At 59.0% G+C, this 26,892-nt stretch carries 21 protein-coding genes; 13 read left to right on the forward strand and 8 right to left on the reverse strand.

All coding sequences use genetic code 11. From position 1 onward, the window contains the following. Positions 1-22 precede the first annotated feature (22 nt). The 11 genes from ACFQUU_RS18940 to pbpC all read left to right on the forward strand — a co-directional run bounded on the left by ACFQUU_RS18940 (position 23) and on the right by pbpC (position 16,358). Positions 23-778 (forward strand): AzlC family ABC transporter permease, encoded by a 756-nt coding sequence (locus tag ACFQUU_RS18940; protein WP_382249679.1) that lies wholly within the window; start codon positions 23-25, stop codon positions 776-778. Beyond that, positions 771-1,094 (forward strand): AzlD domain-containing protein, encoded by a 324-nt coding sequence (locus ACFQUU_RS18945; protein ID WP_382249680.1) that lies wholly within the window; start codon positions 771-773, stop codon positions 1,092-1,094. Before ACFQUU_RS18940 ends, ACFQUU_RS18945 begins: the two co-directional genes overlap by 8 nt. Positions 1,095-1,172: 78 nt before the next feature. Further along, positions 1,173-2,363, forward strand: a complete 1,191-nt coding sequence (locus ACFQUU_RS18950; RefSeq protein WP_382249681.1) for a phosphoglycerate kinase — start codon at positions 1,173-1,175, stop codon at positions 2,361-2,363. A gap of 109 nt (positions 2,364-2,472) precedes the next feature. Continuing rightward, positions 2,473-3,906 (forward strand): pyruvate kinase, encoded by a 1,434-nt coding sequence (gene pyk, locus ACFQUU_RS18955; RefSeq protein WP_382249682.1) that lies wholly within the window; start codon positions 2,473-2,475, stop codon positions 3,904-3,906. A 38-nt stretch (positions 3,907-3,944) separates the two neighbouring features. After that, entirely contained in the window at positions 3,945-5,009 is a 1,065-nt protein-coding gene (gene fba, locus ACFQUU_RS18960; RefSeq protein ID WP_382249683.1) for a class II fructose-bisphosphate aldolase, read from the forward strand. A 72-nt stretch (positions 5,010-5,081) separates the two neighbouring features. After that, positions 5,082-5,978 (forward strand): phosphoribosylaminoimidazolesuccinocarboxamide synthase, encoded by an 897-nt coding sequence (locus tag ACFQUU_RS18965; protein ID WP_382249684.1) that lies wholly within the window; start codon positions 5,082-5,084, stop codon positions 5,976-5,978. Between the two features lies 1 nt (position 5,979). Next, positions 5,980-6,480 (forward strand): 5-(carboxyamino)imidazole ribonucleotide mutase, encoded by a 501-nt coding sequence (gene purE, locus ACFQUU_RS18970; protein WP_382249685.1) that lies wholly within the window; start codon positions 5,980-5,982, stop codon positions 6,478-6,480. Then, positions 6,477-7,670, forward strand: a complete 1,194-nt coding sequence (locus ACFQUU_RS18975) for a 5-(carboxyamino)imidazole ribonucleotide synthase (protein ID WP_382249686.1) — start codon at positions 6,477-6,479, stop codon at positions 7,668-7,670. The genes purE and ACFQUU_RS18975 overlap by 4 nt, the downstream gene beginning before the upstream one ends. Before the next feature lie 16 nt (positions 7,671-7,686). Further along, positions 7,687-8,739, forward strand: coding sequence for an L-threonylcarbamoyladenylate synthase (locus ACFQUU_RS18980; RefSeq protein ID WP_382249687.1), 1,053 nt, complete (start codon positions 7,687-7,689; stop codon positions 8,737-8,739). Positions 8,740-8,879: 140 nt separating this feature from the next. Beyond that, on the forward strand, positions 8,880-14,003 hold the full coding sequence (locus ACFQUU_RS18985; RefSeq protein WP_382249688.1) for an MG2 domain-containing protein: 5,124 nt from the start codon (positions 8,880-8,882) through the stop codon (positions 14,001-14,003). A 6-nt stretch (positions 14,004-14,009) separates the two neighbouring features. Continuing rightward, positions 14,010-16,358: a penicillin-binding protein 1C gene (pbpC, locus tag ACFQUU_RS18990; RefSeq protein ID WP_382249689.1), complete on the forward strand. Its 2,349-nt coding sequence runs from the start codon at positions 14,010-14,012 to the stop codon at positions 16,356-16,358. A gap of 37 nt (positions 16,359-16,395) precedes the next feature. Here pbpC and ACFQUU_RS18995 read toward each other — a convergent pair whose 3' ends face one another. Both ACFQUU_RS18995 and ACFQUU_RS19000 read right to left on the reverse strand, forming a co-directional pair. After that, entirely contained in the window at positions 16,396-16,905 is a 510-nt protein-coding gene (locus tag ACFQUU_RS18995) for a flavin reductase family protein (RefSeq protein ID WP_382249690.1), read from the reverse strand. Between the two features lie 61 nt (positions 16,906-16,966). Next, a complete protein-coding gene (locus tag ACFQUU_RS19000) occupies positions 16,967-17,779 on the reverse strand; it encodes a helix-turn-helix domain-containing protein (RefSeq protein WP_382249691.1) in 813 nt (270 codons plus the stop codon). A gap of 137 nt (positions 17,780-17,916) precedes the next feature. Here ACFQUU_RS19000 and msrA point away from each other — a divergent pair, with 137 nt between their 5' ends. Continuing rightward, positions 17,917-18,453, forward strand: a complete 537-nt coding sequence (msrA, locus tag ACFQUU_RS19005; RefSeq protein WP_382249692.1) for a peptide-methionine (S)-S-oxide reductase MsrA — start codon at positions 17,917-17,919, stop codon at positions 18,451-18,453. Between the two features lie 199 nt (positions 18,454-18,652). On the opposite strand, the gene ACFQUU_RS19010 is transcribed toward msrA, so the two are convergent. The 3 genes from ACFQUU_RS19010 to ACFQUU_RS19020 all read right to left on the reverse strand — a co-directional run bounded on the left by ACFQUU_RS19010 (position 18,653) and on the right by ACFQUU_RS19020 (position 21,917). After that, positions 18,653-19,858 carry a class I SAM-dependent methyltransferase gene (locus ACFQUU_RS19010; RefSeq protein ID WP_382249693.1) on the reverse strand — a complete coding sequence of 402 codons (1,206 nt, stop codon included), beginning with the start codon at positions 19,856-19,858 and terminating at the stop codon, positions 18,653-18,655. 70 nt (positions 19,859-19,928) lie between these two features. Then, positions 19,929-20,564 (reverse strand): pyridoxamine 5'-phosphate oxidase, encoded by a 636-nt coding sequence (pdxH, locus tag ACFQUU_RS19015; protein ID WP_382249759.1) that lies wholly within the window; start codon positions 20,562-20,564, stop codon positions 19,929-19,931. A gap of 195 nt (positions 20,565-20,759) precedes the next feature. Next, positions 20,760-21,917 carry an MFS transporter gene (locus ACFQUU_RS19020; RefSeq protein ID WP_382249760.1) on the reverse strand — a complete coding sequence of 386 codons (1,158 nt, stop codon included), beginning with the start codon at positions 21,915-21,917 and terminating at the stop codon, positions 20,760-20,762. A gap of 121 nt (positions 21,918-22,038) precedes the next feature. Here ACFQUU_RS19020 and tcdA point away from each other — a divergent pair, with 121 nt between their 5' ends. Continuing rightward, positions 22,039-22,908, forward strand: a complete 870-nt coding sequence (tcdA, locus tag ACFQUU_RS19025; RefSeq protein ID WP_382249694.1) for a tRNA cyclic N6-threonylcarbamoyladenosine(37) synthase TcdA — start codon at positions 22,039-22,041, stop codon at positions 22,906-22,908. A 7-nt stretch (positions 22,909-22,915) separates the two neighbouring features. Here the strand turns inward: tcdA and thpR are convergent, their stop codons facing one another. The 3 genes from thpR to ACFQUU_RS19040 form a co-directional block, all read right to left on the reverse strand. Then, the gene (gene thpR / locus ACFQUU_RS19030) at positions 22,916-23,500 is read right to left on the reverse strand and encodes an RNA 2',3'-cyclic phosphodiesterase (RefSeq protein ID WP_382249695.1); all 585 of its coding nucleotides are present in this window, start codon (positions 23,498-23,500) and stop codon (positions 22,916-22,918) included. Between the two features lie 71 nt (positions 23,501-23,571). Beyond that, positions 23,572-24,033 (reverse strand): hypothetical protein, encoded by a 462-nt coding sequence (locus ACFQUU_RS19035; protein ID WP_382249696.1) that lies wholly within the window; start codon positions 24,031-24,033, stop codon positions 23,572-23,574. A 70-nt stretch (positions 24,034-24,103) separates the two neighbouring features. Beyond that, positions 24,104-26,866: an EAL domain-containing protein gene (locus tag ACFQUU_RS19040; RefSeq protein WP_382249697.1), complete on the reverse strand. Its 2,763-nt coding sequence runs from the start codon at positions 26,864-26,866 to the stop codon at positions 24,104-24,106. Positions 26,867-26,892: the final 26 nt, after the last annotated feature.

Consider the following 26,892-nt stretch of genomic DNA (forward strand, 5'->3'; position numbering starts at 1 on the left):
TCTCCTCCGCAAATTCAACACTATGAGCAATACACAAACAGGCACGGCGGAGTCCGCATCCGCCGACGTCGAAAAACGCGCGTTTCGCGAGGGCTTCAAGGCATGCGCGCCGACCATTCCCGGTATTTTTGCGTGGGGATTGGTGGCCGGAATGGCCATGGTCAAAAGCGACCTTTCCATCACCCAGTCCCTGGGCATGACCTTTCTGGTGTTTGCCGGTTCGGCGCAGTTGGCATCCTTGCCTTTAATGGCGGCCAATGTTCCACTGGGCGTGGTGTTCCTGACGGCACTGGTTGTCAACCTTCGCTTCGTGATTTTCGCTGCTGCCCTGGCGCCGCATTTCGCCCACCTTCCCTGGTACAAGCGGCTCTGGCACGGGTATTTCAATGCCGATGTGACCATGGGCTTGTTCCCGCAGCGCTTTCCGGCGGAGACCGCGCCGCATACCGCGGGCAAGGTCGGTTTCTTCAATGGCATTGGCTACCCTAACTGGTGTACCTGGCAGGCTGGCTCGGTGACCGGCATCCTGCTGGCCAGCCAGATTCCGCAAAGCTGGGGCATCGGTTTTGCCGGCACCCTGGCACTCTTGGCGGTTGCCATTCCACTCACTATCAATATGGCAGCGCTGGCTGGCGTCGTCGTGGCCGGCGCGGTCGCGGTGGCCGCTGCCGAGCTGCCGTACCGCCTCGGACTGCTGGTTGCGGTAATCGTCGGGATGATGGCGGCGATGGCGGTCGATACCGTGCTTGATCGGAACAAGGAGGCGGGTGATGAGTGACCTCGATACCTGGCTCGCCATCGGCCTGCTGACGCTTGCCACATTGATCACACGCGGGTCTTTCTTCCTGCTTGGACATGCGGTCAAGATGCCGCCCAAGGTGCAGCACGCCCTGCGCTATGCGCCTGCGGCCGCGCTGGCTGCGATTGTCGTACCCGACCTGGTATTGGTGAATGGCGCGATACAAGTCAGCTGGATGAACCCGAAACTGATGGCCGGGATCGCCGCCACCTTGTTCTTCCTGTACAAGCGACATATGCTCGGGACGATCATCGTCGGAATGGCGGCTTACAGTTTGCTCCGCGTCATCTTATAAGCCGATAAGGGTTCTTTGGCAGGGTGCGGTGGAGTAAAATACGCGTTTTTCCATTCTTTCAATAATTGTCTGCCTGCCATGCAATTCAACCGTTTGAGCGATCTCACCGCAAGCAATCAACTCCAGGGCAAACGCGTTTTCATCCGTGCCGATCTCAACGTCCCGCAGGACGATGCCGGCAATATTACTGAAGATACCCGCATCCGCGCCTCGGTTCCAGCCATCCAGCAGGCACTCCAGGCGGGCGCCGCCGTGATGGTGACCTCCCATCTTGGCCGACCGACCGAGGGCGAATTCAAGCCGCAAGATTCGCTTGCGCCGATCGCCAAGCGCCTGTCCGAGTTGCTCGGCAAGCCGGTCGACCTGAAGCAGAACTGGGTCGACGGCGTCGATGTCGCACCGGGCCAGGTAGTCCTGCTCGAAAATTGCCGCGTCAACAAAGGCGAAAAGAAAAACAACGACGAACTGGCACAAAAGATGGCGAAGCTGTGCGACGTCTATGTCAATGATGCATTCGGCACCGCGCATCGCGCCGAAGCGACCACACACGGCATTGCCAAATTTGCACCGATTGCCTGCGCAGGCCCGCTGCTCGCCGCCGAACTCGATGCGCTCGGCAAGGCACTTGGCCAGCCGGCACGCCCGCTGGTCGCCATCGTTGCCGGCTCCAAGGTCTCCACCAAGCTCACCATTCTCAAGTCCCTGGCCGACAAGGTCGATAACCTGATCGTCGGCGGCGGCATCGCCAATACCTTCATGCTGGCCTCCGGTCTCAAGATCGGCAAGTCGCTGGCCGAAGCGGATCTTGTCAGCGAGGCGAAAGCCATTATCGATATGCTGGCAGCACGCGGTGCCTCGGTGCCGATTCCGGTCGATGTCGTCTGTGCGAAGGAGTTTTCGCCGACGGCCGCAGCCACGGTCAAGGATGTGAAGGACGTGACCGACGACGACATGATTCTCGATATCGGTCCGAAGACAGCGAAGCAGCTGGCGGAACAGATCGCGAAGGCGGGCACCATTGTCTGGAACGGTCCGGTCGGCGTGTTTGAGTTCGATCAGTTCGCCGAAGGCACCAGGACGCTGGCGATGGCCATCGCGGAATCGAAGGGCTTTTCCATCGCAGGCGGCGGCGACACGCTGGCAGCCATTGCAAAGTACAACATCGCCGACAAGGTTGGCTATATCTCGACCGGCGGCGGCGCCTTCCTCGAATTCCTGGAAGGGAAGACCCTGCCAGCGGTCGACATCCTGTTGCAACGGGCGAAGTAAGCCGGACAGTCGCGGCGCGCAAAACGCGTGCAAACCGCGCGCCGTCACCGTTGCTTTACGTTAGTGTCATGTACAACATCGCCCACTGTAAGTTACAGAAGGTTTCACCATGATCAGAGCTACTAAAATTGTCGCCACCATCGGACCTGCTTCGAGCGATCCGGAAACGCTGCTCCGGATGATCAAGGCCGGTGTCAACGTCGTGCGGCTCAATTTCTCGCACGGCAAGGCGCAGGACCATATCGACCGCGCCAGCCTGGTGCGCAAGGTGGCTGCCGAATGCGGACGCGAAATCGCGATCATGGCCGACCTGCAGGGGCCGAAGATACGTGTCGGCAAGTTCGAGAACGGCAAGATCTTCCTGGAAAACGGCAGCAAGTTCATTCTGGATGCCGATTGCGAAATGGGCGATCAGGCACGCGCCGGGCTGGATTACAAGGAATTGCCGCGCGATCTCAAGCCGGCCGATGTGCTGTTGCTCAATGACGGCCTGATCGTACTCGTCGTCGACAAGATTGTCGGCAGCGCGATCCATACGACCGTCAGGATCGGCGGCGAACTGTCCAACAACAAGGGCATCAACCGTCTCGGCGGCGGCTTGTCGGCGCCTGCGCTGACCGCCAAGGACATGGAAGACATCAAGACCGCGATGAGCTTCCAGGCCGACTATATCGCCGTGTCCTTTCCGAAGAGCGCAACCGACATGGTCATGGCGCGCCAGCTGGCTAACATCGCCGGCGAGGGCAGCCGTCACAAGCCGCAGATGATCGCCAAGATCGAGCGTGCCGAAGCGATTCCAGCACTGCAGGAAATCCTCGACGCATCCGACGGCATCATGGTGGCGCGCGGTGATCTCGCAGTGGAAGTCGGCAATGCTGCGGTCCCGGCGCTGCAAAAGCGCATGATCAAGATGGCACGCGCATCCAACAAGCTGGCAATCACGGCAACCCAGATGATGGAGTCGATGATTGTCAATGCGGTGCCGACCCGCGCCGAAGTATCCGACGTCGCGAACGCAGTGCTGGATGGCACCGACGCCGTGATGACTTCCGCCGAAACCGCGTCCGGTAAATACCCGGTGGAAACTGTCGAGATCATGGCCGCCGTCTGCCAGGAAGCCGAGAAATCCGATGTCGTCAAACTCGATGCGGACTTCCTGAATGCAACATTTACCCGTATCGACCAGTCGATTGCTTATGGTGCCTTGTTCACCGCCTATCATCTGCGGGTGAAGGCGATTGCCGCGCTCACCGAATCCGGTTCGACCGCGCTATGGATGAGCCGCCACAACATCGACATCCCGATCTACGCGATCACGCCAATTCTCGCCACGCAGCGCAAGGCCGCGCTGTACCGCAACGTGACCACCTTTGAGCTGGCGCACTCAACCGACCGCGAAGCGGTACTGAAAGGCGCGCAGGATTTGCTTCTCGCCAAAGGTGTTGTTCATAAAGGTGACATGATTGTCCTTACCTGGGGAGAACCGATGGGTCAGGTCGGTGGTACCAACGCCCTGAAGATCATGAAGATCGGCGAATACTAAAAGATCGGCGAAACTAATTTTATTGTTTGGAGAACATCATGCCTCTCGTATCCATGCGTCAATTGCTCGACCACGCTGCCGAAAACGGCTACGGTCTGCCCGCATTCAACGTCAACAACCTGGAGCAGGTGACTGCGATCATGGAAGCCGCCAATGAAGTCGGCGCGCCGGTGATCATGCAAGCTTCCGCAGGCGCGCGCAAGTACGCCGGAGAAGCCTTCCTGCGCCACCTGATCGAAGCTGCGGTCGAAGCCTATCCGCATATCCCTGTCGTCATGCACCAGGATCACGGCCAGTCGCCGGCAGTCTGCATGGCCGCGATCAAATCCGGTTTCACCTCGGTAATGATGGACGGCTCGCTGATGGAAGACGGCAAGTCGGTTGCCAGCTATGAGTACAACGTCGAAGTGTCACGCAAGGTCGTCGAGTTTTCGCACTCCATCGGTGTCACTGTCGAGGCTGAACTCGGTGTGCTTGGTTCGCTCGAGACCATGAAGGGCGACAAGGAAGACGGCCACGGCGCGGAAGGCACAATGACCCGCGAACAGTTGCTGACCGACGTCAACCAGGCAGCCGACTTCGTCAAGCTGACCCAGTGCGACGCGCTCGCTATCGCGATCGGCACCTCGCATGGCGCCTACAAGTTTTCCCGCAAGCCGACCGGCGACATCCTCGCGATCGACCGCATCAAGGAGATCCACGCGCGCATCCCCAACACTCACCTGGTGATGCACGGTTCCTCATCGGTGCCGCAGGAATTGCTGGCCGAGATCCGTCAGTTCGGCGGTGACATGAAGGAAACCTATGGTGTCCCGGTCGAAGAAATCCAGGAAGGCATCAAGCACGGCGTACGCAAGATCAATATCGATACTGATATCCGTCTGGCAATGACCGGTGCGATCCGTCGTTTCTTCATCGAAAACCCGTCCAAGTTCGACCCGCGCGAATACCTGAAGCCGGCCCGTGAAGCTGCCAAGAAGGTCGTCAAGTCGCGCATGATCGCCTTTGGCTGTGAAGGTCAGGCTGCCAAGATCAAGCCTTTGCCGCTCGAAAAAATTGCAGAAATGTACAAAAAAGGCGAGTTGTCGCAGATCGTGCAGTAAAATTCGACTTTCGCAATAAATCAACCGGCGGCGTGCAGCGAGCACCCGCCGGTTTAGCTTTTTGAGAACCTCATGAACAGTCTCTACCAATCCACCATCTCGTCGCTGCCGCTCCTCGGCCGCGGCAAAGTGCGCGACAACTATGCGGTCGGCGATGACAAGATCCTCATCGTCACCAGTGACCGCCTGTCGGCCTTCGACGTCGTGATGAACGAGCCCATTCCCGGCAAGGGCAGGGTACTGAACCAGATGTCCGATTTCTGGTTCGAGAAGCTCGGCGACATCGTGCCGAATCACCTGACGGGCATCGCGCCGGAATCGGTGGTGCGGGAAGACGAAGCTGACCAGGTGCGCGGACGTGCAGTGGTCGCCAAGCGCCTCAAGCCCATCCTGGTTGAAGCCGTCGTGCGCGGCTACATCATCGGCTCCGGCTGGAAGGATTACCAGGCGACCGGCACCGTCTGCGGCATCGCGCTGCCCAGCGGCCTGCGCCAGGCAGACAAGCTGGCGTCGCCGATCTTTACGCCAGCGGCCAAGGCCGATCTCGGCGAGCACGATGAGAACATCAGTTTCGAAGAAATGGAAAAGCGCATCGGCAAGGAACTCGCCGCCAAGATGCGCGACGTCAGCATCAAGCTGTACCAGACCGCCGCCGACTATGCGGCGACACGCGGCATCATCATCGCCGACACCAAGTTTGAATTCGGCCTCGATGACAACGGCACCCTGCACCTGATGGATGAAGTGCTGACCGCTGACTCCTCGCGTTTCTGGCCTGCCGATTCGTATGCGCCGGGCATGTCGCCGCCATCCTTCGACAAGCAGTTCGTGCGTGATTATCTCGAGACGCTGAAGGACTGGAACAAGACTGCCCCCGCGCCCGCCTTGCCGGCCGACGTGATCGAAAAAACCGGTGCGAAATATCGTGAAGCGCTTGAGCGCCTGACCGGTACCACGCTGAAGGACTGAGATGAGCACACCGTCTGCCGCGCCGCTGGTCGGCGTCATCATGGGATCATCTTCCGACTGGGAAGTGATGCAGCATGCGGTTGCCATGCTCAAGGATTTCGGCATTCCGCACGAGGCCAAGGTCATCTCCGCGCATCGCATGCCGGATCAGATGTTTGCTTATGCCGAGGCAGCGCGCGGACGCGGTCTGCGTGCCATCATTGCCGGCGCCGGCGGTGCCGCGCATTTGCCGGGCATGGTAGCGGCAAAGACCATCGTGCCGGTGCTCGGCGTGCCTGTTCCCTCCAAATACCTGCGCGGCGAAGATTCCTTGCTGTCCATCGTGCAGATGCCGAAAGGTATCCCGGTGTCGACCTTCGCCATCGGCGAAGCCGGTGCCGCGAATGCCGCACTGACCGCGATTGCGATTCTCGCCGCAACGGATGATCAACTTGCCGCACGTCTGCAGGAGTTCCGCGCCAGGCAGACGCAAACGGCACTCGACATGACCTTGCCCGCATGAGTGACCCATTTAAACCCTTGCTGCCTTCAGCCACACCACCTGCCTGGCTGGGCGTGATGGGCGGTGGCCAGCTGGGACGCATGTTCGTCCACGCGGCGCAAATGATGGGCTTCAAGGTGGCAGTGCTGGAACCGGCCAAAGACTGTCCGGCCGGGCATGCGGCAGACCATCTGCTGTCCGCTGACTACGGCGATGAGGCGGCGCTGGCTGAAATGGCCTTGCAATGCGCCGCCATTACCACCGAATTCGAAAACGTTCCCGCGCGCAGCCTGTCCTTTCTGGCCGATCGCAGCTTCGTCGCACCGGCGGCGTCCTGCGTGTCGATTGCGCAGGACCGCATCGCGGAAAAGCAGTTCTTCACGCAGTGCGCGCCCAACTCGGGCGTGTTGCCCGCGCCATATCACGTCATCGACTCCGAGCAGGATATCGCCACGATTCCCGACACGCTCTTCCCCGGCATTTTGAAGACGGTCCGCATGGGCTATGACGGCAAGGGTCAGGTCCGCGTCAAATCGCAAGACGAGGTGCGCCAGGCTTTCGCCGCACTGAACGGCGTCAGCTGCGTGCTGGAAAAGATGCTGCCGCTGGCGTACGAAATTTCCGTTCTCACCGCGCGCGGTGCCGATGGTAAATCGGTGGTGTATCCGATCGCCGAAAACGTCCATCGCGACGGCATCCTGTTCACCACCACGGTGCCGGGTCCGAACGTCTCCGCCCAGTCGGCAGACAAGGCGCAACAGGCGGCGCTGTCCATCATTGCGCAACTCGGCTATGTCGGGGTGCTGTGCATAGAATTCTTCGTGCTGCAGGACGGTTCGCTGGTGGTCAATGAAATGGCGCCGCGCCCGCATAACAGCGGCCACTACACGATCGATGCCTGCGTCACCAGCCAGTTCGCGCAGCAGGTAAGGGCGATGGCGCGTTTGCCGCTGGGCGATGTGCGTCAGCATTCGCCGGCGGTGATGCTCAACATCCTTGGCGATGTCTGGTTTGACGGCGGCAGCGATGCGCCGCGTGAACCGGCGTGGGACAAGGTGCTGGCATTACCGGGCTCAAACCTGCACCTCTATGGCAAGGATGATCCGCGCCGTGGCCGCAAGATGGGTCACGTGACGTTTGTCGCGCCGACGCTCGCAGCGGCTCAGGAAAGCTTGCGCGCCGCCTGCGCGATCCTCGGCATCGCGCTCTGAAGAAGCTGGTTGCCACATGTCCGAACTCGATCTGTCCGCTATTGGTTACGCCGCTCGCCAGCTGGAAGCGGGCGAGCTGGTCGCTTTTCCAACAGAGACCGTCTACGGTCTGGGAGCGGACGCGGAAAACCCCGCTGCGGTAGCAAAGATCTATGCCGCCAAGGGACGCCCATCCAACCATCCGGTGATTGTGCACCTGGCTCCCGGCGCCGATATCGGCTACTGGACGACAGAAGTTCCTGAACAGGCGCACCGGCTCATTGACGCGTTCTGGCCCGGGCCATTGACACTGATTCTCAAACGCGCAGCGCACATTCCCGACGCTGTCTCCGGGGGGCAGGATTCGGTTGGTTTGCGCTGTCCTTCGCATCCCGTCGCACAGGCACTGTTGCGCCAATTCAAGGGCGGCAAAGGTGGTATTGCTGCGCCTTCGGCCAACAAGTTCGGCCACGTCAGCCCGACCACCGCACAGCATGTGCGCGATGAATTCGGCAGCAATGAAGATCAGGCTGAGGTCGGTCCGCTGGCCTGCGTACTCGATGGCGGCCAGAGCGATGTCGGCATCGAGTCGACCATCGTCGACCTGACCCGCATGAGCACGCATGGACCTGTGCTGCTGCGCCCGGGTCACATCAGCGCTTCGGATATTGCGCATGTCATCGGCATCGAACCGAAGCAGCCCGATGCCGCGGCTCCGCGTGCTTCCGGCACGCTGGAAGCGCACTACGCACCGAGTACGCCGGTCGCCCTGGTTCTGTCGAAAGTTCTCGCCGATACGGTAGTCAATCTGTCCGCACACGGAAAATCAGTTTCCCTCATCTGCCACAGTGCATTTGACGCGGCCAATCTCAAGGCCACATTGCGCTTGCCCGCGACGCCCGACGGCTATGCGCATGACCTGTACGCGGCAATGCGTTCCGCCGACACGGTACACGCCGACATCATCCTGGTGGAGGCACCGCCAGTTGAACAGGCATGGCAAGGCGTCAATGATCGGTTGCGCCGTGCCGCACACGACTCTTCCGGCATCCTGTCGCGATTACTGAACGGCACGGACCGAACGAACTGAATACAGAACGCCGATAATTCGCCCAGTAGTCCGCTGCAAAAATTCAATTGCAATTCAGGCAATAAAAGCATTTCCCTGTGACATAATGTTTGGCGGAAATTTATTCCGCTTTACACGACTTTACGACACAGGATTTGCTCATGCGCGCGAAAATCGCCGGCATCGCCATCGTTCTGATTGCATTTTTCGCGGCCGTCTATTGGTATGTCGCGCATCGACAAGCGGATGGCGAGTTGGCCATCGATCCCAATGCCGCCTTCGTTCTTGTCGATGCCGCAGATCGCAGTTTTGACGGCGCGCCGGCAATCGCACTGACCTTCAGTCTCCCACTCGATAGTGGAAAGACCTACGACAAGTACCTGCGTGTTTTTGAAATGCCGGGAAAAGTCGAGGGCGCGCCCGAGCAAAATACCGACGAAGACGAAGAATCCCGTGACCCCCGAAGCAAGACTTCGGTGGTGAGCACAGCACCGGCCGACACCGATACCAAGGACGGAAAAGTCGTGCCTGGTGCCTGGATCGTCGGTGAAAATCCCCGTCTGCTGTACTTCCCGCACATCAAACCGCAAACACGTTACGTCGTGCAGGTATTGGTCGACCTGCCGGCCCGCAACGGCAAGAAGCTTGCAGCCGAATCCCGCTACTCCATCGTTTCCGCGCCGGTTTCCCCCGCGTATTACTTCGCCAGCAATGGCATGGTCCTGCCGGCGAAGCAGAATGGCGGCGTGCCGGTGGTAACCGTCAATGTGCCGGAAGTCGATGTCCAGTTCCTGCGCGTGAAAAGCGACCAGCTTCCGCGCTTCCTCGACCGCGTAATCAGTGGTGCGCCGAAGAAAAAGGAAGTGGCTGAAACAAACGAAGAAGACGGCGAGCAGAATGATGACGACTGGCGTCGCAGTTCGCTACGCGGCGCAGTGCAGAACTACCAACTGGACGACTTGCGCAATATGACGGAAAGCGTCTACATGGGCCGATTCCTGACCGAACAGAAACCCAACCGGCGCAGCGTTACCTATTTGTCCGTGGAAGACATCAAGGAGCTCAAGGAGCCGGGCGTGTACGTCGCGGTGATGAGCCAGCCGGGCAGGTTCCGCTATGAGTATCAGACCACGTATTTTTACGTCAGTGACCTCGGCCTTCATTTGCGCATGTTCGACAAGGGCGGCGACGCCTTCGTCAGCTCGCTTGCGACAGGCAAGCCGGTCAAGGCGGTCGAAGTCACCTGGATCGACGAGCAGGGCAAGGTTTTGGCGCGTGCCGAGACCGATAGCGAAGGCCATGCTGGATTTGCCGAGCGGCCGAAGAACGCCAGGGTGGTCATGGCGCGCAGCGATAGGCAGGTGTCTCTGCTGGCCTTGAAAGAACCGGCGCTTGACCTGTCGGAATACGAGGTCACCGGCGCGCCATTCAAACCGACAAGACTGTTCGCCTACTCCGGCCGCAACCTGTACCGGCCCGGTGAAAGTTTTGACCTCTCTGTGCTTGCGCGGGATGCCGATGGACGTGCAGTTCCGGCGCAGCCGATCCAGGCCGTGCTGAAACGACCTGATGGCAAGAGCCAGTTCACCGCGACCTGGCGGCCCGACAGCCGGTTTGCCGGCTATTACGTCAAACGTCTCGATCTTCCGGCCGATGCGCCGACCGGATTCTGGACGCTGGAACTGCGCAGCGATCCGGCCGACAAGGTGCCGGCCACGGTATTCCGTTTCGGTGTCGAAGAATTTTTACCCGAGCGCATGAAGCTCGATCTGAACACGACACAAGCTACGCTGACACCGGACGAGCCAATGACCATTGCGGTGCGCGGCAGTTATCTGTATGGCGCGCCGGCCGCAGGGAACCGCTTGCTCGGCGTCGCCCAGTTCGAACGCAACAAGAACCCGCTGGCCAAACAATTCCCGGGATTCGAGTTCGGCGACGTTGGTGACGACGACGCGAAGACGCGCAAGGAAATCGAGGAGCAGGCGCTTGACGACAAGGGCGTTGCCGAGATCACCGTCGACCTGTCGCCGATCGAGAAGCGCCGTTCACCGTTCACGGTACGCGCGACCATGAGCCTGCTGGAAACCGGTGGCCGCCCGGTGGTCCGCAGTATCGATCGCGTGGTCTGGCCGGGTGCGGCACTGGTTGGCGTACGCCCCTTGTTCACAGGCGACTACGCAGCCGAAAACAGCCCGGTGGAATTCGAAGTGGTGCGTGCGGATCGCGACGGCAAGATCTTGCCGGCAGCCGCGATGCCGGTTCGCCTGTTCCGCGAAAACCGCGATTACTACTGGCGTTTCGATGACCAGCGCGGCTGGAATTCCGGCTTCACCGAAACCGACGAGCTGGTCGAAACCGCATCGATCGGCGTGCCTGCCGGCGGCCGTGGCAAGCTGCGCCTTCCGGTGCGCTATGGCCGGTATCGCGTGGAGATCTCAGACCCGGAAACAGGGCTGCTGAACGTCTACCGTTTCTATGCCGGATGGAGCGCGCGGACCGACGAAACCCAGGGCGTGCGTCCCGACCGCGTTGCCCTCAAGCTGGACAAGGCTGCCTATCGTGATGGCGATACGGCAACTGTCACCATCACGCCCCCGCATTCGGGCGAAGCGCTGGTATCCGTCGAAGGCGATCGTACCTTTTGGTTCAAGCGCATCTCGGTATCCGGTACCAATACGACGGTCGATATCCCGCTCAACCGCGACTGGAAGCGTCACGATCTCTACGTTTCGGTGATGGTACTCAGGCCGGGCAATCAGGGTGATCGCGTCACGCCTGCGCGCGCATTGGGCATGATTCATTTGCCGCTGGAACGTGCGGACCGCAAGATGCATGTCGCGCTCGAGGCGCCACAAAAAGTCAGACCGGAAACCACTGTCAAGGTCAAGGTCAAGGCGCCTGATGCCAAGGGCCAGAAGGCGTTCGTGACGTTGTCGGCAGTCGATGTCGGTATTCTCAACATCACCAAATTCGCATCACCCGATCCGCATGGCTACTTCTTTGGCAAGTTGCGTTATGGTGCCGACCAGCACGATATCTACGGTCGGCTGATCGAAAAAATGCAGGGCCAGAAAGGCAAGCTCAAGTTTGGCGGCGACAATACACCGAAGACCACGCGCAGCCTGCCGAAGAAGGTCAGGCTGGTTGATCTCTTCAGCGGACCAGTCATGCTGAATGACCAGGGCGAGGCCGAGATTCCACTGGCATTGCCTGACTTCAATGGCACGCTGCGGCTGATGGCGGTGGTGGCTGCGCCTGAGCGTTTCGGCAGCAAGGATACGGAAATGACAGTGGCTGCGCCGCTCGTCGCCGAGCTGGCAACGCCGCGCTTTTTGTCCTTTGGAGACACCGCCGTGATCGCACTCGACCTGCACAATCTGTCCGGCGCGTCGCAGCAATTGAAACTTGCAGTCAGCGGCGGCGAGGGCATCAGCGTGCAGGAAGGCGATCGTACCTTGACCCTGAAAGACCAGGAAAAACGTACGCTGCGCTTCCCGGTCGAGGCGCGCGCGGTGCCCGGACTGCACACGGTTACCGTCAAGGTTGATGGCGAACAACTCAAGCTGGAGCGCAGCTTCGCGCTGATGGTGCAGCCGACCACGCCGCAACAGCAGTTCACCCAGCGCTACAGCATCAAGCCGGGGGAAACGCTCGATATCAAGGATCCTGAACTCTCCGGACTGCATCGCGGCTCGCTGCTGGCGCATGTCGTCGTGTCGAACAAAGCGCCGATCGATATCCGTTCCGCCATCCAGGGCTTGCTGACTTATCCCTACGGTTGCGCGGAACAGACCACCAGTACCGCTTATCCGCATGTCTTCATCGATGAAGAAGCCGCCCGCCGTTTCGGACTGAAACCCTTTACACGCGAAAAGCGCGCCGAGATGCTGGACCAGGCGATTGCCCGACTTGGTGCCATGCAGGCGCCGAACGGCGGCTTCGCTCTGTGGGGCAACATGTCCGAGTACGAGTACTGGTTATCAGCTTATGTCACCAGCTTCCTGCAGGATGCGCGCGAACAAGGCTTCGGTGTGCCGGACGCGATGTTCAACAAGGCAATGGACTTCCTCTTGCGCGGTTTGCAGGAAGGCGTGTCCCGTCTTCCGGCAAATGGGCCTGCAAGCACCCCGGCGACAGCAAATAGCGGCTTGTGGCAGGAAGATCGTCAGCGCGACAACGGCCGCTACGGCGTACTTGCCTACGGTGCTTACGTGCTAGCCCGCGACAAGAAAGCGCCGTTGTCCACTGTACGCCAGCTGCACGAGTTGCGGGCGCAGGCACATTCCGGCTTGCCGCTGGTGCAACTGGGACTGGCGCTCAAGCTGATGGGCGATCAGGAAAAGAGCAATGTCGCCATTGCCGAAGGAGTGCGCAAGAACCGCGACAACGGTTACTGGTGGTGGGACTACGGCAGTACCTTGCGTGATGCGGCGATGTCCTATGCCTTGCTGGAAAAGCACCAGGTCGCCGTCGATGGACGCGAGAACCTGATCGCCGTCGTCTCCGGCGAAATGGAAAAGTATCGCTACTACAGCACGCAGGAAAAACTTGCATTGTTCCTGGTTGGGCGCACCTATGGCCATGACACAGGTCCATGGACAGCAAGCCTGAGCACTGGCGGCAAGGCGGAAGAGGTCAACAGCAAGAGTAGCCATTTCCGAGAACTGACTCCGGCGGAACTGACGAACGGCATCAGGATTGCCAACACGCACAAGGATCGCCTGTTCGTCGAACTCTCGCTGAGTGGCAATCCGGTCAGGCAACCAGCCGCGAAGTCGGATCCGATCGAGCTCACGCGCACCCTGCATGCGCCGGATGGCAGTGTGATTGCAGGCCGGGCACTGAAGGTTGGAGAAAGCGTGCTGGTCCACCTGAGCGCGAAATCGAAGACCGCCATCGGCAACGGCATGGTGGTCGACCGCATTCCCGCCGGTCTGGAAATCGAAAACCTGAACATTGTGCAGGGTGAGCAAATGGGTGCGGTCAGCATTGCCAATGTGAATCCGGCACAGGCCATGGCGGACCCGCGCATCAAGCATGTGGAATTCCGCGATGATCGTTTTGTCGCCGCAGCCAGGCTGGACAGGAATGCGCTCAATCTTTTCTACCGTGCACGTGTTGTCACACCGGGCAGGTTCATTGTCCCTGCGCTCTATGCGGAAGACATGTATCGCCCCGAGCTGTATGGCTTGACTGGCGGCAGCGATATCTTGACCGTGGTGGATGCGAATGCCGGTGCGTATGCAAAGCCGACTGATGCTCCCAAGGCTGGAGGCAAGTAAGCAGCAATGAAGATATGCTTGCATGCCGGTCGCACATGTCGCGGGTGGGGGATAGCGTTGTTGTGTATCGCCGGCTTGCTCGTCACCCTCGACTGGATGTTTCCCTTGCCGGTACCCGGCAGGGATTCTCCGTATGCCTTGGTCGTGGTTGCCCGTGACGGTACGCCGCTACGCGCATTTCCGGACAAGGATCATGTCTGGCGACATCCGGTATCCCTCAACGAGGTATCGCCGCTGTACCTGCAGGCATTGATTACCTACGAGGACCGGACCTTCCGGTGGCACCCCGGTGTCAATCCGTTTGCGCTGGTACGCGCCGGCTGGCAATGGTTGGTGCATGGACGCGTGATTTCCGGCGGATCGACAATCACGATGCAGGTGGCACGCATACTTGATCCGACGCCTCGCACGGTGCGCGGCAAACTCAAGCAGATCCTGCGTGCGCTGCAGATTGAATGCCATTATTCGAAGTCCGAGATTCTCGGGCTCTATGTCAATTACGCGCCGATGGGTGGCGTGCTTGAAGGAGTTGAAGCCGCCAGCCGCGCCTATCTCGGCAAACCGTCGAACCGGCTTACTCATGCGGAAGCGGCGTTGCTGACGGTCTTGCCGCAGATGCCGTCCGTATTGCGGCCCGACCGTTATCCGCAGAAAGCGCAGGCGGCACGCGACAAGGTGTTGCACAGGCTGCAGGGGCGCTGGAGCGCGGAAGCCGTAGCGGATGCACTCACGGAACCCGTCGTTGCACAGATCGTCAGGGAGCCGCTGCTGGCGCCACTGCTGGCTCAACGGCTCAGGCGCAGTGTCGGCGATCGTAATAGCAACCGCAACCGTATCGACACCACCATCGACGTCAATGCGCAGGCGACTGTGGAAGGCTTGCTAGGGGATCGCGTTCGCATGCTGCCGCCGCGCGTGTCGCTTGCCGCGATGGTAATGGACAACGCGACATTCGAGGTGCTGGCCTATGCGGGTTCGGCTGACTTCAGCGACAAGGAACGCTTCAGCCATGTCGACATGGTACGTGCGCCGCGTTCGCCCGGATCGACGCTGAAACCCTTCCTGTATGCATTCGCCCTCGACGAGGGGTTGATCCATTCGGAATCCTTGCTGTCCGATACGCCGCAATCCTTTTCCGGTTACCAGCCGGGGAATTTCCAGCAGTCATTCAATGGGCCGGTCAGTGTTTCGGAAGCGCTGGTCAAGTCGCTCAATGTCCCGGCGGTAGAGGTACTGGAACAGCTTGGTCCGGCACGCTTTGTCGCCATGCTCAGGCGCGGCGGGCTGAAGCTGGAATTCCCGCGTGGCGCCGAGCCCAACCTCAGCGTCATCCTCGGCGGCGCCGCCGCACGCCTTGAAGACATGGTTGGCGCTTATGCGGCCTTTGCCCGCAAAGGCCTTGCCGGTACGCCACGTTTTACGCCGGCGGCACCACGTGTCGAGCAACGCATGATGAGCGAAGGGGCGGCTTTCATTGTGCGCGACATCCTGGAAACCGGCGGTCCGGTCGGGAGGGCGGTGGAGGGCTTGGGCGCATACCGCGGCATTGCCTGGAAAACCGGTACCAGCTTCGGATTTCGCGATGCGTGGGCGATCGGCGTCAGCAACCGTTACACCATTGGTGTCTGGGTGGGGCGTCCGGACGGCACGCCGAATCCCGGATTCTTCGGTGCAAATGTCGCAGCGCCTTTGCTGGTCGATATCTTCAGCGCGTTGCCCGACGGGCGCACCCTCAGCCCGAATCCTGCGCCGCCTGGCGTCAGCCAGGAAAAAATCTGTTGGCCGCTGGGCATGCGATTCGATCCCGCCAATTCACAGCTCTGTGCGGTGCAACGGACGGCGTGGATATTAAGCGGCACCACACCACCCAGCTTTCCGGATCGGATGCGCAATGCAGCACCGGTATTGACCTACCATGTGGATTTGCAAAGCCGGCTGCGTGTCATGCCGGACTGCGCGCGCGGACCGGCCGAGCAGCGTCAGACTGCACGTTGGCCTGCTTCGCTGGAACCGTGGCTGGAGCCGGCACTGCGCCAGCGTGTGCTGCCGCCCGAATGGGCGCCTGAATGCCGGGACGCCTATCGCCCTGATGGCGGCATCAGGATCGTTGGTCTTAGCGATGGGGAAATCATCCGGCGCGTGCCTGGCAAGACCGATCCAAAAGCCAGACTGGAAATTCGCGGTGCGCGCAGTGAATTGATGTGGATGCTGAACGGCCGCCTGCTGGGGCGCCTGCCCGGAACCGCGGTGCAAACCATTGCGTTTCCGGAAGCGGGGCGCTACGACATCACTGCGCTGGACGATTTCGGTCATTACGACAGGATCAGCGTGAGTGTGATGCCGGCGGGAGAATAAGCAATAAGCAGTGCTCGCTGGCTGCGGTAAGCAACCCTTAACGGGATGCGGTCGATACGAATTTTCCGCCATGGAAAACCAGTGCGGGCTTCGGAGTTACATCGCAGCGCTCGACCTCACCAACGAAGATCACATGGTCGCCCTCCGGGTAGCGACTGCGATTGTGACATTCAAACCATGCCGATACGCCTTTGAGAATCGGCAAGCCCGTGTAGGACAACTCGAAGTCCACTCCTTCAAAGCGGTTGTCGATGCGCATCGCAAAGCGCTCGGCCAGCGCCGCCTGATTGCCAGCCAGGATATTAATCACATAATGGGAGTTGCCCGTGAAAACCGGCATGCTGCTGGCACCTTGCGCAAGGCTCCACAATACCAGCGGCGGATCAAGGGAAACGGAATTGAAGGAACTGGCGGTCAAGCCGAGAAAAGTACCGTCCGCCAGCCGGGTGGTGATCACCGTGACACCGGTGGCGAACTGCGACAAAGCCTGACGGAAATGGTGCGAATCGAACTCCGGCGGGCCCGCGCTTGAAGATTGTTTAGACATCGAAAATCCACTAAATATTGCCCATTATGCCTAAAAATACCTAGGCATGGCGACCGTGCCCCTACTTGCGGCGCACCGTACGTGTGGAAGCCGTGGGCGAAGGGGCCGGCCGCAGCAGGGTTTGGAAGGTCTCCGGCATCCATGGTCTTGCGGCCAGAAGAAAACTGATGGAAAAACGTTCTTCGAACGGTAGTCGCGCATCCTCCTGGTGCCGCTGTGAAAACTCACGCGCCACTTGCTTCATGCGCTCCAGCAGCGCCGCGATCGATTGCTTCGACAGCATCACATTGACCAGGCGAAGCATTTCGTTTTCATGGTCAAAACGCGACGCAAGGAAATCGCCATAGGCTTGTTCCCTGAAGTGCGTCTGGATAGGACCGTTCGGAATCCAGCGAAACGTCCGCGACACTAACAGCTTGACCCGGTTATTTGGCAGCAGTTCAAGAAACCCGAGGCGGTCAAGGCGGACCAGATGCTTGACCACTTCCGCCTCGGTCAGCTGGTAAGTCTCGAGGATTTGCTCCACGGTCAGCTGGTTGAGCACCGACACCGCAACCACGAACAGCCGCGTGTTGCCGATGATTTCCCTTTCCTGCTCATGCGTGAGCTCGGATATCAGGCGCGATTCATCGTTCGCTCCCAACGCGATGTCACGGAAATCGATGCCGGTTGCCTGCAAGATTTCATCCAGGCGCTGCAAGGTAAAGTTCTTGTGCGAGAACATCCGCTTGATGCTCGCTTCCGACATGCCGATGCGTGTCGCCAGGTCGGCATAGGTAATTCCGCGTGCCTTGAGCTCGCGTTTGAGGGCATCGACAAGGAAAGTGGCCTGGAGCATGATGTAATCGGGAAACTGGAAAGAAAAATCATACACCAGCACCGGCGCCAAATTGCATTCTGGGTGGAAACACCCTCATGCTGCCGTGTGCCAAAATTGATGCAAGTCAACATGCGCTCATAGGCATTCCTGTCCGTTTGCGTTAAAGTCGTGGAATACACATGGAGCACATCATGACGACGGAAACAGCAACACTGGGCGGGGGATGCTTCTGGTGTCTGGAAGCGGTCTATCAGGAATTAAGAGGGATATTGCACGTGGAGTCGGGTTACACCGGCGGCCATGTGGCCAATCCAACTTATGAGCAGGTATGCGACGGCGATACCGGTCATGCGGAAGTCGTACGACTGGAGTTCGATCCGGCACAGGTAAGCTACCGCGAGATCCTTGAAATATTTTTCACCATCCACGATCCAACCACGCTGAATCGTCAGGGCAACGATGTTGGTACCCAGTATCGTTCGGTCATCTACTACCATACCCCTGAACAGCATGACATCGCCAAGCAGGTCATTGCCTGCATGGCCAGCGTATGGGATGCGCCTATCGTCACCGAACTGAGTTCCGCCGAAACGTATTACAAGGCGGAAGACTATCACCAGAATTATTTCCGCCAGCACCCGCTGCAGGGCTACTGCGCGTTTGTAGTCGCGCCCAAGGTGGCAAAGTTTCGGAAAATGTTCACCGACAGGCTGAATGCACCGGCCTAGCAGTCATACCAATCTCTGCCCATAACGCAACAGGACATCGCGTCTTTTTCAGCCTGGCTGCGCCTTGCCAGTCAAAAAACCTCGATTTCATTTGTACCGTTATAAGTCAGAATTGGTATAAGAGAACCGCGCCGCAGGCGTTCCCCGAGGCACTCCTGATCAAGACGTCGTGCCCCGGCGACGTATCTGCCACATCCAGTCAGTGCTGATACATGTACCGGCGCGACCAAGGTAGCACCGATCCATCGCTTCCCGCTTTCGCGCAGATGACCTGGTAGAGCGAAACCCAGTCATTTGCGAACGCATAGGCGCAGCCCGCAAGATACACACGCCAGATGCGGAAGCGTCGGTCCTCCACCATGGTCTTCAGGCGCTCTGCGTGGTTCTCGAAATTTTCTGCCCAGATACCGCAGGTTTTTGCGTAATGCTTGCGCAGATTCTCCACATCGTACGCCTCGAGCCCACCTTCCTGCATGGCCTTGAGCACGGTACCGATGTGCACCAGTTCCCCATGCGGAAAAACGTACTGCTCGATAAACTCGCCGCCACCATAAGCGGTTTCGCCATCCTTGGGGTCAGTGGTGGTAATCCCGTGATTCATCGCCAGGCCGCCGTCTGCGAGTAGTGCGTTTACTTTCGCGAAGTACTCCGCGAGATGTCGCGCACCGACATGCTCAAACATGCCGACGCTGGTGACGCGGTCAAAGCGTCCGCTGACGTCGCGATAATCCTGCATGCGGATTTCGACGCGATCGGACAAGCCCGCACGGGCGATCCTCTCCTTCGCCAGGTCGTACTGGTTTTGCGAGAGCGTGACACCGACACAGCGCGCGCCGAATTTTTCCGCGGCACGCATGACCAGGGCTCCCCAGCCACAACCGATGTCGAGCAGTGTGTCTCCGGGCCGCACCTGAATCTTGGTCAGGATGTGATCGATTTTCGTGAGTTGAGCGGTGGCCAAGTCTTCCGTACCGTTTTCAAAGTAGGCACAGGAGTACACCATGTTTTCATCGAGCCAGGTACTGTAGAACTCATTGGAAACATCGTAGTGATAGCGGATCGCTTCCTCGTCACGTTTCTTCGTATGGTGAAAGGACCGCGCGATGCGTGCAAATTTTCCTTCGGGTTGCAGCGTGTGACGTGCCAGCAAATTGGCGACTGAAATGATTTCATTGGCCCGGCCTTCGACCTCGATCTTGCCTTCGACGTAAGCTTTGCCGAGGTTGAAGAGCGAGGGCGTCAACAGATAGCTTAGCGCCGATACATGCGGCACCTTGACCGTGACTTGCGGCGTCGGCGCGCCAAGGTCCAGCCGTTGACCGTTCCATAATTCCAGCCGCAAAGGTATGGCAGCCTGACTGCGGATGGTGTCCGCCCAACTTCCCAGTTTCTTTTCCCAAAACACGATATGTCCTCCGTGCCAAACGGATTAATCGGTGATGCGATGTCGACGTGGTAGCTGCTTGTACGGACTGCTACGGCTGCAGCCTTTGCCGTTGCCAGGTACCGTCTGCTTGCAAGCGATACGCGATCCGGTCGTGGAATCGCGACGGACGACCCTGCCAAAATTCAATGTAGTCCGGAACCAGCCTGTAGCCACCCCAGTGGGCAGGGCGGACAGGCCGCTCCCCAACCTCTTGCTCGATCTGCGCGAAGCGCTGTTCCATCGCTTCGCGGCTGGCGATCGGCTGGCTCTGCGACGACGCGATTGCGCCGAGTCGGCTCTTTAACGGACGGCTCTGGAAGTAGGCATCACTTTCGGCGGCGGAGATGCGCTCGACGCGGCCTTCAATGCGGACCTGCCGCTCCAGTTCTATCCAGTAAAACAACAGTGCGGCGTACTTGTTTTGCTCTAATTCACTTCCCTTGCGGCTATCGTAATTGGTAAAGAACGTGAATCCGCGCGCATCGATGTCCTTGATCAGCAGGATGCGCGACGACGGTCGACCATTCGCGCCTGCCGTCGATACCGACATGGCATTCGCTTCCGGCACCTCGGCGGCAATGGCTTCGCTAAACCACTTTGAAAATTGTTGTATCGGGTCCGGATGCACATCCTGTTCGGTCAGGCTGGCACGGCTGTAATCTTTACGCAGATCTGCTATCGACATCATGTTTCCTGTAAGGGTGTATCACTCTACGACGCAGCCAAGGTGCTGGGGAGCGGCGCCGATATGGTCTATTTATTATCGCCGATCCAGGGGGTTCTTCCCGGTTGCGTCGTCGTACACGCAGTGATCACCACTATCGAAGATAACGCCGTGACCCGAAGTTTCATTGTTCTAAATCAATGTTCTCCCGAAACCTCAACGGCTTTGGCATTTGCGCCACGCCAGCGGCACGCCGGCACCAATCATCGCGCTCATGCTCCAGAACACCACGGTCAGTCCCAGCGCCGCACCGGCGCCACCAAACGCCAGTGGCAACGCAACCTGACACGCATTGCCGATCATGACCCTGATCCCGACTGCTTCCGCGGCGCGCCCGGGCGGTGAGGCATGATGCAGCAGCGCCAGCATGTTCGGCTGACTGGCGCCTACTGCCAGGCCAAGAATGGCAGCGACGATCATCATCGACAGCGGTTGGTACGTAAAGGGGAACAAGGCATAGCAGACCGCCGCCAGGGCCAGCGCGAAGGTCAGCACCTGCCACTCGCTGCGATGGCGTGCAATCCATGGCATGGCAAGGCGAACCACAAAGGTCGCGACGGAAAAGCATCCGAGGATGAGTCCGATGGTCGATGCGGAAAAGCCGGAATGCGTCCCATGAATCGGCAGCACGAAGGTGAACAGGTCCCACGCCGAGGAAAGCAGGGTGCCGATCAGATAGATGCGCCGCATCTCGGGTTCGCGCAGCAGGTCCAGTATGCTGCCGACGTGCCGATCGTCCGTGGTGACAGGGATCGGTGTATGAATCCGTCCAAGTCTGCCGAACAGGCCGATACCGAATGCGCCGAGGGCAAACAGGCAGAAGACCATAAAGCTGATCCGGAAGCTCACGTGGTCGATGACAAGACCGGCCACCACAGGTCCGCAGAAACCGGAAATCGAAAAGCCCAGCGCCAGCCAGCTGAAATTGGTGGAGCGCGTTTCATTGCTGCTCATGGCTCCTACCGTATGCTGGGCCGCGACCTGGATCACCATGAAACCGGTACCGATTAACAGCGTCGCGAGGTATAGAACCGGGAGCCCACTGATCAGGCCCGGCAACATGCAACCAAGCGTCATCGCCGCCGCGCCCAGCACCACGGGCCTGACGATACCGATCCTGTCGATGATGCGACCCATCGGCACCGCCAACAGCATCGGAAATAATGAAAACAAGGCAATCAGGATGCCTACCGTCAGCGCCGATGCGTGCAATGACAGGGCATACAGTGAGGTGGTGATGCGCGCGCCGGCCAACGCAATGTGGGCTGTCAGCGACACCAGAATCAGTTTGATAAGGGAAAGTGAGGGAAGCACTGACAAAGAGGTAAGGGAATGAGGGTGACGTCGTGTTGAAGTGATATGGGCGTGATGCTGAAGGCAGGAAAAATCATTCTAGAGGAAAATTTCCGTGGTTGCCTCGCGTTAAAATAACGGGATGAACGCAATTATTTCTTTTCCTCAGCCGTCTGGGCATATTGATAACGACATCGACTTCGATCGCCGGTTCGGCGGCATTGCGCGCCTGTATGGTGATGCGGCGCTAGCCCGTTTTCGCGATGCGCATGTATGCGTGGTAGGCGTAGGCGGCGTCGGCTCCTGGATTGTTGAAGCACTGGCAAGAAGCGCCATCGGGCATATCACCATGATCGATCTGGATAATGTCGCCGAGTCCAACATCAACCGCCAGATCCATGCGCTGACCGACACCCTTGGCATGGCCAAGGTGAGTGCACTGGCCGCGCGTATTACGCAGATCAACCCGTATTGCAAAGTTACCGAGATCGAAGATTTTATCGATCCCGACAACCTCGACCAGCTGATCGGTACGAGCGGCTATGACTACGTTATTGACGCGATCGACAGCGTCAAGGCAAAGACCGCGTTGATCGCTTATTGCCGCGCAAAGAAGATTCCGCTGATCACCATCGGCGGCGCTGGCGGGCAGATCGACCCGACGCGCATCGAAATCCGTGACCTCTGCCGTACCGAACAAGAGCCCTTGCTGGCAAAGGTGCGCAAGCGTCTGCGCCAAGAGTATGGGTTCCCGCGAGGAACCAAGAACAAGTTTGGCATCGATGCGGTGTTCTCCACGGAACCGTTGCGGTTTCCTGAAGCGGGTGAAGCCTGCGAGATCGACGCCGTGGATAATGGCGATGACCGGGCTGGCATCACCGGATTGAATTGCGCCGGTTTCGGATCGGCGATGGTGGTGACGGCGAGTTTCGGCCTGGTGGCCGCAGCACAGGTATTGAAAAAACTGGCAGCCGACGCTGCTGCGGGTGCGAGGGACGCGCAGGCTGCGTGAGTGCTGATTAGCGCAAAGGCGCGCCGCTCATTTGCTCCCCGATCACTTCCCCCGGTACCCTCACGGCATCGGTCAAAGTACGTGACGCAAGCACCCGATACTCGGATCCGCCGGGTCCGGTAATCGACTGCACGAGCGCCACCTCATCCGCGTGCCAGGTAATCGGATCAAATACCATGTCCGCCGGCAGCGATGCATCCCGAGCCAGCGTCACATGCGCTTTGAATGATGAGGGCGGCGTAAATACGATCCCGCTTTCCGCTAGTGCAGCGCACAGGGTCTGGTAAAGCGACATCAGGCCATCCGGCGTTTGATGCGGCCCTACCCAGGCAATCCGGTTACGTGGAAAATAACCGACCTTATCCAGCGTCAGGATAAATTCTGTCGGCGACAGGTGGGCAAGCATGTTCTTCAATTGCGGCAATACAGCAATCGGCTGTTGTCCAAGAAAGGCCAGCGTGAGATGAAGATTGTTGTAAGGCACCTTGCGGCCCTGCATCGGGGCTTGCAATTGCATCAGCGAGGTCCGGGTCGCATCATCCGGCCACAGCGCAAAAAACAGGCGCATCGATTCTGTCGTGTGTTTGCTCATGTCGGCTCTCTTCGTTCTGTTCGTTCCGGTAATGCGTTACCCGGCATGCGTTGCAATCCCAGGCTCCATTCCTAATGGCAAAGCGCTGCACCGCGATCGCTGAAACCGTCTTTATCCGCCGGCAGGAATTCCCATTCATAGCCAGACCTTTTCAGATGCAGCAACAACACGCCAAAGCTTGTGTTGTTGCTTGACTCGCTATGAAACTTTCGAAAAAGTAATGGCGTCAGCGTTGCTCCGCCGGTACCGACAACAAACTGCCGGATGCCAGTCGCTTCATTGCGATTGCCATCGGCATCCTGCGGGGCAAAGCGCTCATAGTCGTGATCGTGCGAAGCGACCACAAGTTCCGCGCCGGCCGCGAAGACGGTGACGCCCTTATCCTGCAACATGCCGCGTATCTGTGCTTCATCCGTCTGCCCAAGGGTTGAACAGGCAGCAAGTGCAACGGACGCGGCCAAAACCAACGCCCGGACGGCAACATATCTCGAGATCGAGGGCAATCCATTATGGATGCCGGTCAAGGCCATCACTTATGCACTCTTTATCGAAGGGAAACGAATCCGATCAGATCGACAAATGAATCAAACCAGGCAGCGAGCTTTATGTTGCCGTAAGCGCTGCCTCGTCATGCGAAGACAGCAGAAAACGCCGTTGCAGCAGGGCCTGCGCGTCGGCAGCCGGAACCGGATGGGAAATGAAATACCCCTGAACTTCGTCACACGCCATGGCGCGCAGGGCCTGCAGCTGCTCTTCGGTTTCGACACCTTCGGCGACTACGCTCATGCCTAGTGCATGGGCCATGGACATGATGGCGCGGAAGAAGACTTCTCCTTCCGGTTTCTTGACGAGTTCGGAAGTAAACGCACGGTCGACCTTCAACCCATCCATTTCCAGCCGTTGCAACTGGGACAGCGATGAAAAACCTGTGCCAAAATCATCCACCAGCAGCTTGACCCCCATTGCGCGCAGGGCAGTCATCTCGGCGGAAACCTCGGCATGTTCGCCCATCATCGATGATTCGGTGATCTCGATTTCAACCAGACCCGGTTCGACGCGATGCCTTTGCAGGCAGGCGGTCACCGTATGATGAATATCGCCGTGATTGAACTGGTAAGGCGAGACATTGATCGACACCGGAACCAGCTTCAAGGACATGGCTTTCCAGCGGGAGATCTGCGCGCAGGCTTCTTCCAGAACCAGTTCACCGAGTCGCAGGATCATGCCTGTTTCTTCCGCCAGCGGGATAAATTCCAGCGGCGGCACCAGCCCAAGGTCAGGATGCTTCCAGCGTACCAGTGCTTCGAGTGAACGCAACTCACCGGTCAGCGTATCGACCCGCGGCTGATAATGCAGAACGAATTGATTCTGGCTTAGCGCCAGCTGCAGGGAACGCTCCATGTCGAGGCGTGCTTTGAGCCGCTCGGCCAGGCTTTGCTCGTAATAGCGGAAATGGCCCTTGCCGTCGGACTTTGCCTGATACATCGCAATGTCTGCATTCTTCAGCAAAGCCTCCGCGTCATAACCGTCGCGCGGGAAAATACTGATGCCAATCGAAGCGCCGATCGCATGTTTGCCGTGCACGAGGTCGAATGGATGATGGAAGGCCTGAGAAATCCTTGTCGCGGCGATGGCTATTTCATCCTGGTGTTCGACAGGGTGCAGGATCACAGTGAATTCATCTCCGCCCAGGCGCACGACATGGTCGCCTGGGCGTACCAGCGATTTGAGCCGCTCGGCAGCGGAGCGCAGCAGTTCGTCTCCGGCCGAATGTCCATGCGAATCGTTGACGTTCTTGAAGTTGTCGAGGTCGACGAACATGAGTGCAAGCGCGCTGCCCGATTGCCGTGCAACGTCAAGCATGCCGGGAAGGTGATGCTTGAGCCAGTTCCGATTGGGAAGGAAGGTGAGGGCGTCTTCATTGGCCATGCGCGATAGTTCACGCTCATGCGCCTTGATGTGCGAAATATCCCTGAAGGTTATTGCTAGTCCCGCACCCGAGCGCACCAGCCGCCGGTGTACCCACTCGACGACGATGGGGCTGCCCGGCGGGATCTTCGCTTCGTCTTCATAGAAGCCGGACTGCAACGCGCTCCGGTATAGCTCCATGACTACCGGGAAATAGGCCGGTCCATTCAGCTGGGACAAGCGTGCGCCGACAAACTGTTCGCGGCACGACCCATAAAACCATGCACCACGCTCGTTGCAATCGACCACTTCGAAATCGACCACGTTGCCGGCGCGGTCACGTATGGCACGCAGCATGTAAAACCCTTCGTTGCCCCCTTCTGTGGCGAGCCGGTACGTTTCTTGAACTTCAAGCTGTTGCTGCTTGTGGCGCACGCGCCGGAAGGACCACGCGCTTCCAAGTGCACTGAACAGCAGCAGTATCACGCTGGCGACAATCGCCGCTTGCAGGATGTTGCGGCGAGTCTGCGCGTAAGAGAGCAAATATTCTTCCTGGGCGATCCCTGCCACGCCAATCAGCGGGTAACCGGCAACCGGTATCATCGCCGCATAGCGCGGACGCTTATCGGGAAACCATTCTGGTCCGATCAGGCTGCCATTCTGTTGAGACGCACTGAAGGGAGGTATGCCGCGCAGGGCGTTACTGGAAGCATAGGATTCATCCTCGGATATGGACGTGCCGATCTTGTATGCCAGCATTATGCTATCCGCGTCAACCACGGCCAGCATGCCAAGCCGCCCAAGGCGTGAACCGTCAAAGAATCCGGTGAGATACCCGGGCGTGACCGATACCAGGACGACGCCATCAAAACTGCCGTCTTCACGTTCCAGTCGTCGGGTGAACTGGATCACCGGAACCTGCGAGACACGGCCGACAATCGGCGTCCCGATACGCAAGGCGCGGGATGGATTGTCGCGATGGTAGACAAAGTAGTCACGGTCATTGAACTGCATCAAGACCGATCCCATGGGCCGGTTTGCGGTAACGGGCCGACCTTCCGCGTTGATGACTGTCGTCAGCGCATAGTGCGCCATCGGGAAAGCACCCTGGCTGCTGAGGTCTTCCAGACGTAAGGACTGGCGGGAACGCTCCCACTGATATCTGATCAGCAGCGTCAGCTGATCAATTTGCTCGACTGCGCGGGCAATATATTCGGAATAAGTTTGTGACAGTGCCTTTGCTTCAGCCAGCGCGCTGATCTCGGCCTCGCGCCGCTCATCGGTGAGCGTGATCGCTGTCGTGACCCATAATAAGGTGGCCAGTAACAGGGAGATTGCCGGCCACAGTATGACCGGCAGCATGCCCCGGCTGACCTCTGGAAGAGAAAGAGGTTTGCGTGTAGTTGCTGTTGGGTCAGCATGGTTAGTCGACTCTGCCTGGTCAATGCCACGGTTCATGCGGTCTCTGCAAACGCTGTAGTCAT

Source organism: Herbaspirillum sp. GCM10030257 (genome assembly GCF_042666555.1).
Lineage (GTDB): Bacteria > Pseudomonadota > Gammaproteobacteria > Burkholderiales > Burkholderiaceae_D > Noviherbaspirillum.

Bases quoted from the DNA above. Each gene is read 5' to 3' on its own strand.
- ACFQUU_RS18940 (WP_382249679.1), top strand. From the start codon at position 23: ATGAGCAATACACAAACAGGCACGGCGGAGTCCGCATCCGCCGACGTC.
- ACFQUU_RS18945 (WP_382249680.1), top strand. From the start codon at position 771: ATGAGTGACCTCGATACCTGGCTCGCCATCGGCCTGCTGACGCTTGCC.
- ACFQUU_RS18950 (WP_382249681.1), top strand. From the start codon at position 1,173: ATGCAATTCAACCGTTTGAGCGATCTCACCGCAAGCAATCAACTCCAG.
- pyk (WP_382249682.1), top strand. From the start codon at position 2,473: ATGATCAGAGCTACTAAAATTGTCGCCACCATCGGACCTGCTTCGAGC.
- fba (WP_382249683.1), top strand. From the start codon at position 3,945: ATGCCTCTCGTATCCATGCGTCAATTGCTCGACCACGCTGCCGAAAAC.
- ACFQUU_RS18965 (WP_382249684.1), top strand. From the start codon at position 5,082: ATGAACAGTCTCTACCAATCCACCATCTCGTCGCTGCCGCTCCTCGGC.
- purE (WP_382249685.1), top strand. From the start codon at position 5,980: ATGAGCACACCGTCTGCCGCGCCGCTGGTCGGCGTCATCATGGGATCA.
- ACFQUU_RS18975 (WP_382249686.1), top strand. From the start codon at position 6,477: ATGAGTGACCCATTTAAACCCTTGCTGCCTTCAGCCACACCACCTGCC.
- ACFQUU_RS18980 (WP_382249687.1), top strand. From the start codon at position 7,687: ATGTCCGAACTCGATCTGTCCGCTATTGGTTACGCCGCTCGCCAGCTG.
- ACFQUU_RS18985 (WP_382249688.1), top strand. From the start codon at position 8,880: ATGCGCGCGAAAATCGCCGGCATCGCCATCGTTCTGATTGCATTTTTC.
- pbpC (WP_382249689.1), top strand. From the start codon at position 14,010: ATGAAGATATGCTTGCATGCCGGTCGCACATGTCGCGGGTGGGGGATA.
- ACFQUU_RS18995 (WP_382249690.1), bottom strand. From the start codon at position 16,905: ATGTCTAAACAATCTTCAAGCGCGGGCCCGCCGGAGTTCGATTCGCAC.
- msrA (WP_382249692.1), top strand. From the start codon at position 17,917: ATGACGACGGAAACAGCAACACTGGGCGGGGGATGCTTCTGGTGTCTG.
- pdxH (WP_382249759.1), bottom strand. From the start codon at position 20,564: ATGTCGATAGCAGATCTGCGTAAAGATTACAGCCGTGCCAGCCTGACC.
- tcdA (WP_382249694.1), top strand. From the start codon at position 22,039: ATGAACGCAATTATTTCTTTTCCTCAGCCGTCTGGGCATATTGATAAC.
- thpR (WP_382249695.1), bottom strand. From the start codon at position 23,500: ATGAGCAAACACACGACAGAATCGATGCGCCTGTTTTTTGCGCTGTGG.
- ACFQUU_RS19040 (WP_382249697.1), bottom strand. From the start codon at position 26,866: ATGAACCGTGGCATTGACCAGGCAGAGTCGACTAACCATGCTGACCCA.